11 protein-coding genes are annotated in these 8,951 nt (G+C 37.2%); 3 read left to right on the top strand and 8 right to left on the bottom strand.

Annotation, left to right across the window (positions count from 1 at the left end; all coding sequences use genetic code 11):
- Window positions 1-246: 246 nt before the first annotated feature.
- Window positions 247-1,344 (top strand): AI-2E family transporter, encoded by a 1,098-nt coding sequence (locus tag ACIR310F_RS0112845; RefSeq protein WP_028084180.1) that lies wholly within the window; start codon window positions 247-249, stop codon window positions 1,342-1,344.
- Between the two features lie 344 nt (window positions 1,345-1,688).
- Here the strand turns inward: ACIR310F_RS0112845 and ACIR310F_RS0112840 are convergent, their stop codons facing one another.
- The 3 genes from ACIR310F_RS0112840 to pyrH all read right to left on the bottom strand — a co-directional run bounded on the left by ACIR310F_RS0112840 (window position 1,689) and on the right by pyrH (window position 4,451).
- Window positions 1,689-2,807, bottom strand: a complete 1,119-nt coding sequence (locus ACIR310F_RS0112840) for a geranylgeranyl reductase family protein (RefSeq protein WP_028084179.1) — start codon at window positions 2,805-2,807, stop codon at window positions 1,689-1,691.
- 380 nt (window positions 2,808-3,187) lie between these two features.
- Window positions 3,188-3,736: a ribosome recycling factor gene (gene frr / locus ACIR310F_RS0112835; RefSeq protein ID WP_028084178.1), complete on the bottom strand. Its 549-nt coding sequence runs from the start codon at window positions 3,734-3,736 to the stop codon at window positions 3,188-3,190.
- Window positions 3,723-4,451 (bottom strand): UMP kinase, encoded by a 729-nt coding sequence (gene pyrH / locus ACIR310F_RS0112830; protein WP_028084177.1) that lies wholly within the window; start codon window positions 4,449-4,451, stop codon window positions 3,723-3,725. The genes frr and pyrH overlap by 14 nt, the downstream gene beginning before the upstream one ends.
- A gap of 107 nt (window positions 4,452-4,558) precedes the next feature.
- Here pyrH and ACIR310F_RS0112825 point away from each other — a divergent pair, with 107 nt between their 5' ends.
- Entirely contained in the window at window positions 4,559-5,449 is an 891-nt protein-coding gene (locus ACIR310F_RS0112825) for an alpha/beta fold hydrolase (protein ID WP_028084176.1), read from the top strand.
- A gap of 49 nt (window positions 5,450-5,498) precedes the next feature.
- Here ACIR310F_RS0112825 and ACIR310F_RS25630 read toward each other — a convergent pair whose 3' ends face one another.
- Entirely contained in the window at window positions 5,499-5,696 is a 198-nt protein-coding gene (locus tag ACIR310F_RS25630) for a hypothetical protein (protein WP_155963790.1), read from the bottom strand.
- A gap of 608 nt (window positions 5,697-6,304) precedes the next feature.
- Between ACIR310F_RS25630 and ACIR310F_RS0112815 the strand changes: the two genes are divergently transcribed.
- Window positions 6,305-6,499, top strand: coding sequence for a hypothetical protein (locus ACIR310F_RS0112815; RefSeq protein ID WP_028084175.1), 195 nt, complete (start codon window positions 6,305-6,307; stop codon window positions 6,497-6,499).
- 534 nt (window positions 6,500-7,033) lie between these two features.
- Here ACIR310F_RS0112815 and ACIR310F_RS0112810 read toward each other — a convergent pair.
- The 4 genes from ACIR310F_RS0112810 to ACIR310F_RS26870 all read right to left on the bottom strand — a co-directional run.
- Window positions 7,034-7,261, bottom strand: a complete 228-nt coding sequence (locus ACIR310F_RS0112810; protein ID WP_028084174.1) for a hypothetical protein — start codon at window positions 7,259-7,261, stop codon at window positions 7,034-7,036.
- Window positions 7,262-7,429: 168 nt separating this feature from the next.
- Window positions 7,430-7,600, bottom strand: a complete 171-nt coding sequence (locus ACIR310F_RS25625) for a hypothetical protein (RefSeq protein ID WP_155963788.1) — start codon at window positions 7,598-7,600, stop codon at window positions 7,430-7,432.
- Between the two features lie 315 nt (window positions 7,601-7,915).
- The gene (locus ACIR310F_RS0112800; RefSeq protein ID WP_028084173.1) at window positions 7,916-8,242 is read right to left on the bottom strand and encodes a hypothetical protein; all 327 of its coding nucleotides are present in this window, start codon (window positions 8,240-8,242) and stop codon (window positions 7,916-7,918) included.
- Window positions 8,243-8,328: 86 nt separating this feature from the next.
- On the bottom strand, window positions 8,329-8,951 hold a 623-nt coding region (locus ACIR310F_RS26870), incomplete at its 5' end, for an ATP-binding cassette domain-containing protein (RefSeq protein WP_231387523.1).

The following is an 8,951-nucleotide window of genomic DNA, read 5'->3' as shown; positions in this document are numbered from 1 at the left end:
GCAAGATGCCCGCACCACAAGAGTTTCATGATTCAACTTTGTACCTCATCAGAGCGGAAAAGGCTGTATTTCACGCAGAGGCCCAGAGTCTTTTGAGGGTAACAGTTTCATTTTTTTGATTTTTCAATTTCATAGCCCAATTCAGCAACGCCAATTAACAAAAAAAATATAGGTGGTGTTGTTAAAATCAGCTAACCTAACGGCATTGACATCAAAAAGCATCTTACTAAGCTGGGAGTCTCGTTTGTGAACATTGGTCAATGGATAGGTATAATTGCCTTAGTTATATCCTTATATATATTGTGGCAACTTCGTGAGGTTTTGCTACTAATATTTGCCGCTGTGGTGTTAGCAACCACTTTAAATCGTCTAGCTCGACGTTTCCAAGCCTTGGGAATCAAACGAGGATTAGCTGTTTTATTGGCTGTGGCGATTTTCTGGGTTGGTGTGGTTTGTTTTTTCTGGTTGATTGTACCACCCTTTGTCCAGCAATTTCATGAACTCACCTATAGAGTTCCTCAAGGTTTTGAACGTTTTAATGCTTGGGTTGATGAACGCAGAACTTATATCCCTCCACAATTATTACCTTACATACCCGATTTGAATAGTTTAATTGAACAAGCACAACCGCTATTTAATCGCCTATTAGGTAACTCTTTTGCTTTTGTCTCTGGATCTTTAGAAGTTGTTCTCAAAATTTTATTAGTATTAGTTTTAACGGGAATGTTTTTAGCTAATCCTCACGATTACCGAAAAGTATTTATCCGCCTCTTTCCCTCATTTTATCGCCCCCGGGTCAATGGGATTTTAAATCAGTGTGAAATATCGTTAGAGGGATGGATCACAGGGGCTATTATTGCTGTCGCGGTTGTGGGACTAATGAGTCTATTAGGATTGTCAATTTTAGGTGTAAAAGCAGCATTGGCATTGGCAGTATTAGCCGGATTTATGAATTTAATTCCTAATCTCGGTCCAACTATGAGTGTACTACCAGCTATGGCGATCGCTCTATTAGATAATCCTTGGAAAGCCCTGGCTGTCTTCATTCTCTACTTTGTGATTCAACAGGTTGAGAGCAATTTTATCACACCTGTGGTCATGGCACATCAAGTATCTTTACTCCCTGCTGTCACCCTAATTTCTCAATTATTCTTTGTGACATTTTTGGGATTTTTAGGATTATTTTTGGCACTTCCTCTTACCGTTGTGGCAAAAATTTGGGTTCAAGAAGTTTTAATTAAAGATGTCTTAGATAAATGGGATAATCATCAGCAAAATAATACAGAATTACTCATGGTTGAGGAGTGTCGGGATATCAATGATCCTGACATTACCCAACATTAACTAAATAGGACTTACGCAAGTGTCACACCGAAAAGCGGAAATACGAAGTTGAATCATGAAACTCTTGTGGTGCGGGCATCTTGCCCGCTAGATATGTACCTCATAACACCGATAAGTGCTGTATCATGTTAATTTTAAGTAGGTAAGCACAATCAAACCAAACTCTGCTCCCAACAAGAATTTTTAACGCCCACTTACTTAAATTAGTGGTATTCTCGAAGATTTTGAATTTCCTAGTTTTATAGTTGAAAAAGCTCAGTAATATACTGCAATTCAGCGGCACTAAAGATGTTTTAGTTCAAGAGGGTAGAAATTAGCAGTAATGCACTCGTTATTTTTAGCTATCAACCAAAACCAGGAATTAATCGTTTTAATGCACGACCAGCGACATCACCATAGCGCAATTCACCGCAGAGGATTTTACCCATAATCTGAGCGCCGGAGGGGCGTTTGACACCGACTTTATAACCAATACCGGGGAAGCGATAAAATGCTCCTGCTAATTTTTGCGCCCAAGCCATATCAGTTCCCCATTGTTCGTTAATGGCATTGGTATAATTTGCTAAAGCGTTGGCATCACCACTTAAAGCATCGTGAATAAATCCTGCTGCTAGGACACCGCTAAAAATAGAGGGACGAATACCTTCGGCAGTAAAAGGGTCAACTACACAAGCTGCTTCTCCTGCTAAAACTGCGTTTTGGGTGTGTAGCTTTTGATCACCATCCCAAAGACAGATGGCATGACCGTACTGTTTACTATTTTTGACATCAATATCAAAAGATTGAGCGTATTCATCCAAAATTTTCTTAAAGTCTTGGGGTTCGCTACCGATAAATGTACCAACACCAATGGAATAACCGTCATCTTTGGGGAAATTCCAGATGTAACCATTTTTGATCAAACCAAACTCAAAGTGAGCCATGTTTTTATTGGGGACATTGGCTGCGACTTCGGCTTCTAATGCGCCAGCTAAACGGCGTTTACGGTCTTTAAAACCTAACCATTTAGCCATTGGACCCTTTGCACCGTCGGCGGCGATAAGATAACGACCGGTGACTATTCCTGTAGCTGTGGTAACTTGCCAAGAATCATTTTTAAATTCAATACCTTTAACTTCCGTATTATCTTGTAGTTCAGCACCTTGGTTTTGAGCTTGTTGGATTAAGAAGTGGTCAAAAATTTCCCTGCGTACCATCCATACGGGTTCTTTAATATCTATTTTTGCTTCCACGGGATCACCTAATTTCCAGGTAAAGCGCAAAGAGTCTACTTTGGCGGAAATTGCGGGGTTAAAGTCAAAGTCGAACCATTGAGCAATTACTGGTGAGACACCACCACCACAAGGCTTATATCTAGGCAAGGATTCCTTTTCTAGGACTAAGACTGAGCGACCTTTTTTGGCTAGATGGTAAGCGGCTGTGCCACCGGCAGGTCCAGCCCCGACAATTATGCAGTCGTACATGATGGCTAATTTTTTAATCTGATTTTAATTAGTTTATTTTCCAGTATATATAAGGGATTATGATTTTTTATAAATTTTTAGTGAATATAAGCTGCACTGTATTTAATTTGTATGATTCTAGCGGGCAAGATGCCCACACCACAACTTTAGATAAATTTTAAATGGGTAACAGCTTTTAACTTCTCACCTCTTACCAGCTGAGGGGATGAAAATAAAAGTCTTAAATTAAGACTGAGCAATTGGGTTATAAACCGCTCTTATACGGAAAAACCCACTTTATGGTGGGTTTACGAACCTTTATTTTTCGTCAATCACACTCAAGTAGGACTTTAATTATGTAGTAGCGAATTATATTCGCTATTAACTTTTAAAAGATCCTCTTAAACAGTTGAGATGTCCTTTTCCTTTTCTGCCAGCAGTTCGTCTATTTTGGCAGTATACTTGTTGGTTAGTTTTTGGAGTTTGTCTTGTTGATCCCGTGCTTCATCTTCAGGGATTTCAGCGTTTTTTTCCTGTTTGCGAATGGACTCAATAGCATCCCGGCGGATATTACGAATTGCTACACGACCTTCTTCCGCGTATTTAGCCGCAAGTTTGACAAATTCTTTACGGCGGTCAGTTGTTAACGGGGGAATATTCAACCGGATCACAATACCGTCATTGCTGGGAGTTAAGCCCACATCTGACAGAGAAATGGCTTTTTCAACAATATTCAAGCTGCTCTTATCGTAGGGCTGAATCAGGATAGTTGAAGCATCTGGTGTGCTAATGTTTGCCAGTGATTTTAAGGATGTTGGTGTACCGTAATACTCTACTTGTACTTTATCCAACAAACTCGCATTGGCGCGACCAGTGCGAATTGTATTAAAAGCCCGTTGAGTAGATTCAACGGTTTTCTGCATTGTACTTTCAGCTTCAGCTAATTTCACAAGAACCTCCCACAAGGGTGCCAATAGATTCTCCCATAACTGCCCGGTGGATATTACCTCGCACCGTTAAGTCAAATACTAAAATGGGGAGATTATTTTCTTTACATAGGGCAATTGCGGTACTATCCATGACTCGCAAATCTTTAGCCAAAACGTGGGCGTAGGTAAGAGTAGTAAAACGCTTGGCATCAGGATACAATTTAGGGTCAGCATCGTAAATTCCGTCCACTTTGGTGGCTTTGAAAATCACTTCTGCTTCGATTTCTGCTGCTCTTAAAGCCGCAGTAGTATCTGTAGTAAAAAAGGGATTACCTGAACCAGCCCCAAAAATTACCACCCGACCTTTTTCCAAATGACGGATAGCACGTCGTCGAATATATGGTTCTGCTAGTTCTTGCATAGCAATGGCGGTTTGAACCCTTGTCTGTATTCCCATTCGTTCGAGGGAATCTTGCAGGGTCATGGCGTTCATGACCGTGGCAATCATGCCGATATAATCAGCAGTAGCTCGATCCATACCTGCTGAGGCAGCTTTAACACCTCTAAAAATATTACCACCACCAACAACGATGGCGATCTGAACACCGGTGGCTATCACCTCTCCTATTTCCTTGGCTATTTCCTCGACCACTTCCGGGTCAATGCCATAGCCCAGGTTGCCCATTAAGGCTTCACCGCTCAGTTTAAGTAAAACCCGTCGGTAATTCGTTCCCATGAAGTTCCGCTTTATCAAAAAAGTTGCAATTGCCTCCAATTTAAGATAGCAGTACAGTGGCTATCTGTCTCTAGTTAGCTTGTCCCTGATCTAAATCTACATTTTCTATGACAATTTCTACAAACGGACTTACTTCCCCAAAAACCTGGCTTTGGCAAGGTTTCCCCATTTGTTACCAAACCCAAGGAACTACAGGACCTGCTATTATCCTGATTCATGGTTTTGGTGCTTCCTGGTTACATTGGCGCAAAAACATTCCCGCTTTAGCTGTAACCTGTCGGGTTTATGCCATTGATTTAATCGGCTTTGGTGGTTCAGCTAAACCTAAACCGGGGGAAAAAATTACCTACACATTAGAAACCTGGGGACAACAGGTAGCTGATTTTTGCCGGGAGGTCATTGGTGAACCAGCTTTTTTCATCGGTAATTCTATCGGTTGTATTGTCGCTATGCAAGCGGCGGTAATTAACCCAGATATGGCTCTGGGAACTGCTTTGCTTAACTGTTCTTTGCGATTATTGCATGATCGTAAACGTCTCAGTTTACCTTGGATAAAACGTTTTGGTACGCCAATTTTACAAAACTTTTTGGCGATTGAATCTGTAGGTAATTTCTTTTTTAGTCAGTTAGCTCAACCAAGGACAGTTAAAAATATTCTTTTACAAGCTTATGCTCAGAGGGAAACAGTAACGGATGAGTTAGTAGATATTTTAATGACACCGGCAAAAGATCCTGGGGCTGCGGCTGTATTTTTAGCTTTTACTGCTTATTCCAGTGGTCCTTTACCGGAGGATTTATTACCTATAATATCTTGTCCAGTAATTATTTTATGGGGAACGGCTGACCCTTGGGAACCTATTAATTTAGGTAGAGAGTTAGCCAATTTCCCCCAAGTCCAAAAGTTTATTCCTTTAGAAGGTGTAGGTCATTGTCCTCAAGATGAATCTCCTGAGTTAGTTAATAGTATCTTACTTGATTGGATTGGTCAACAACATTAATCTCTATCTATTTTTACAGATAACTTGGTATAAAACCAAGTTATCTTATTTACCACCAATAGCTATCTCCATAATCTCTATGACCTGCATAATCTCTATGACCTCCATGATATCCATGATATCCATGACCTCCGTGATATCTATGACCTCTATGATATCCATGATGTCTATGACCTCCAGATAGAAGTTGCTGTTCTTCTACAGATAAATCTACCACTAAATCAGATGGAACATTTTGATTTGACATAATAGTTTTTAACCTCAATGAAGTTATGGATCGTATACCTATTCTTATTTTATAAAGGTATTTTCGATCAAATTAATGATGCTATAGTTAGAAACTAATAATTATAATTTCTATCTTTAGATTGATATTAGAACTTACACAATTGTCGCAAAAAAGCATCATATCATTTGTTGGTAGTCAAGGCTTTAAGCCCTGATGATTGTTACCATAGCTGATCGAAGCTAGGACTAAAGTCCTAACTACGATCTCATCTGTTATCCTAATTGCGTAAGTCCTAGATATATAGCAACTCGGATTCAATTCAGGTACAAACAGTAATAATTAACCGCAAATAATATTGTACTTCATTAAACTAGGAAATGCTAGATATATTTAATATTTATGTTAATTCAATAAAAAATGCGGTTTTTGTGAATATTATTTCTATAATCAAGTATTTATGTGTTAAGCAAATTATTTGAAAGAAATATCTCTTATGACAGGGCAAAAATAGATATATGATCTAACTTGAGAATTATGATTTTCTGATCAATGATGGTTATATTTGAATTGTTAGCTAGAAAACCAGCTAATGCGAATTAAATTAGTGTTAATGATGAGGTAGAATCATGTCAGTTAATACGATTGAATCTGAGTTACTTGTTGAGTTATCTAAACAGGAACAACAGCTTTTATCTGGAGGTGCGAAGGGAGTTCTGGAAGGTACAGGTGAATTTGTCTACGGTGGTCGAACTTTTCCAGCTACTTTTAAAGTGACAGTTAGGAATCTACCTGAAATAGATAAAAAAGAAGAAACTCCCTGAAATACCATGGACTTTCATGGAGTTTTCAAGACTCAAATCAATTGTCCCTGATGGTAATTGTTTCATATAAATTAGATCCATTACTTGCTTGTTAATCAATTTACAGTCTAATTCTCGTTGGAGAGTTAGACTTTTTTAATGATTAAAAATAAAATAAATATTAAGGAATAAATTACTCCATTAAAAGTAAAAATAAAAAGAAAAAGTAACTGCTATTTATAGTAGTTACTTTTTGATATTCAACACTTTTAATTACAGCACTTCCCGGTGTTATGAGGTACATATCTAGCGGGCAAGATGCCCCCACTACAAGAGATTTATCTTGAATGAATTACCTAAGTTTTCTCCTGTTTTGAATAATTCTAGAGTTTAAACTAGGGGACTAACTTATTAACGTAAGTTGCTAGTTAGGGAAAATGTCTGGTTCAGAATGTCCAGGATTCAAGGATTTACAGAATTAAAAGGGAAAATTACTCATCTATTACCCATTACCAGCCTCAACCAGATAACCAGCAAATTGAGTTATTAGTAACATTAGTTTTGATCTTCATTATCTGAAGAAGTTTGGCTACTGTCAGGCTCATCGGTACTTTTTGCTTCAGAAGGATATATATTGATTACTGGACTGAATACGATTTTCTGTCTTACTCCACCACGTCGTCGCCGTGGTGGGCTGTAATTATCACATCCTCCAGATAAAAGTTGTTGTTCTGCTGGGGATAATTCAACAAGTAAATCAGTTGTGATGTTTTGGTTTGACATAATTATGTGCCTTAATTAGTGGAATTGCTTCGCTTTTAATTGGGAAAAAATAGGAAGTAGAAAAACATGGTTATATCAGCTTTCTCTTTCCCAAAATGCTAGGTTGAAATTAAGTGGTTACCCAATTTATGGATTTTGTCCACTTAATGTATCTGCTATTTGTGAAAATTAATCATCACCAGATTCACTCTCCTTTTCACCATATTCACTCTTGTCCTTGTCATAACGGTATCTTCTCCACCTATAACAGATTATTGGTCGTCTCCCGCCAGACAGAAACTGTTGTTCTTCTGTGGATAACTCCACAAGTAAATCAGATTTAATGTTTTGATATGACATGATTGTTAGCCTCAATTTATGAAGAGGTGTTATTCACCTATGCTTCTTTTATAACTATTTATTATGGGAAATAAATGATCCTCTGGTTATAAAGTTTTGAGATGTTAAATTACTCTTAGGTTATATATCTATTTAGATAAATCTCTCTCTTTTAACTCATGTTTTTTTATTTGATTTATCTAATTAACAGTACATAATTATATACTCTATTTTTTATTTTCAAAAAAGTTATTTATTAATTCAAACAGCAGAAAATGTAGAGCAGAAAATAAAACTGTTTCTACAAAAAGATGTTTAAATTTAAATCTGGCTATTTTAGGGAAACAAATTTTTTATAAAACCAGGTAATAAATTACTCAATTTATCACCACTAGAACTAATTGTTAGTAACCCAAATGTTAATGAAAGTGCCATAGTGACTTGGGATAATTTATATTTAGTGGTTTGTGAACTAGAATCACCTGAAGCAAGTTTTAAATCATTTTTACCTTCATTTTCAATATCAGTTTTTTGGAAGAATGAATTACCTTCAACTAATACATCTAATTGGGGAGATATTTGCCCACCAATTAGAGATTCTTGTTCTGCATCAGAAAGATATCTGAATAATTGAGGATGATTAAATTCAGTATTTTTAGACATATTATTTGTCGTTACGTAAGTAATTTTGGTTAAGTAGCACGATAAAAGCTTAAAAAATATTAAAAAATATTAATTTAAACCTTAATTTATGCAGTTAAAAACTGCAAATGTTCGCCAGGTTTTGATAAGAAAGTATCAGCAGTTCCTTGAATTTTTACTTGACCTTTTTCGATGAGAACAATCCAATGAGCGCGATGAATGACACTAGGACGATGGGTAATTAAAATTGTGGTTTTACCTGCGCGATATTCCAAAAGACGATCTAAAACATTACCTTCACTCATAGGGTCTAATCCAGCGGTAGCTTCATCTAAAATTAGTATAGGTGGATTTGTGAGAATGCCGCGAGCGATCGCTAATCTTTGTCTTTGGCCACCAGAAAGATTTGCACCAAATTCTCCTAAAACGGTTTGATATTTATTAGGTAATTGACTAATAAAACCATCTGCATCAGCAATATCACAAGCTTGAACTACCTCTTCAAAAGAAATATTAGGTGTGCCTAAACGGAAGTTTTCTAAAATAGAACGACTCCAAAAATGAGGCTCTTGGGGAACATAAACTACCTGTTGTCGGTAACAATCTAAAGCAATATCTTGGATATTTAAAAAACCGATGCGAATATTACCAGAATCTGGGACATATAAACCAGATAATAATTTAGCCAAAGTGCTTTTACCACAACCTGATTTACCAATTAAAGCAATTG

The sequence above is a fragment of the Dolichospermum circinale AWQC310F genome (genome assembly GCF_000426925.1).
GTDB classification, from domain to species: Bacteria; Cyanobacteriota; Cyanobacteriia; order Cyanobacteriales; family Nostocaceae; genus Dolichospermum; species Dolichospermum circinale.
Note: the sequence above shows the minus strand (reverse complement) of the source record. Positions and strands in the feature narration are given on the sequence as shown.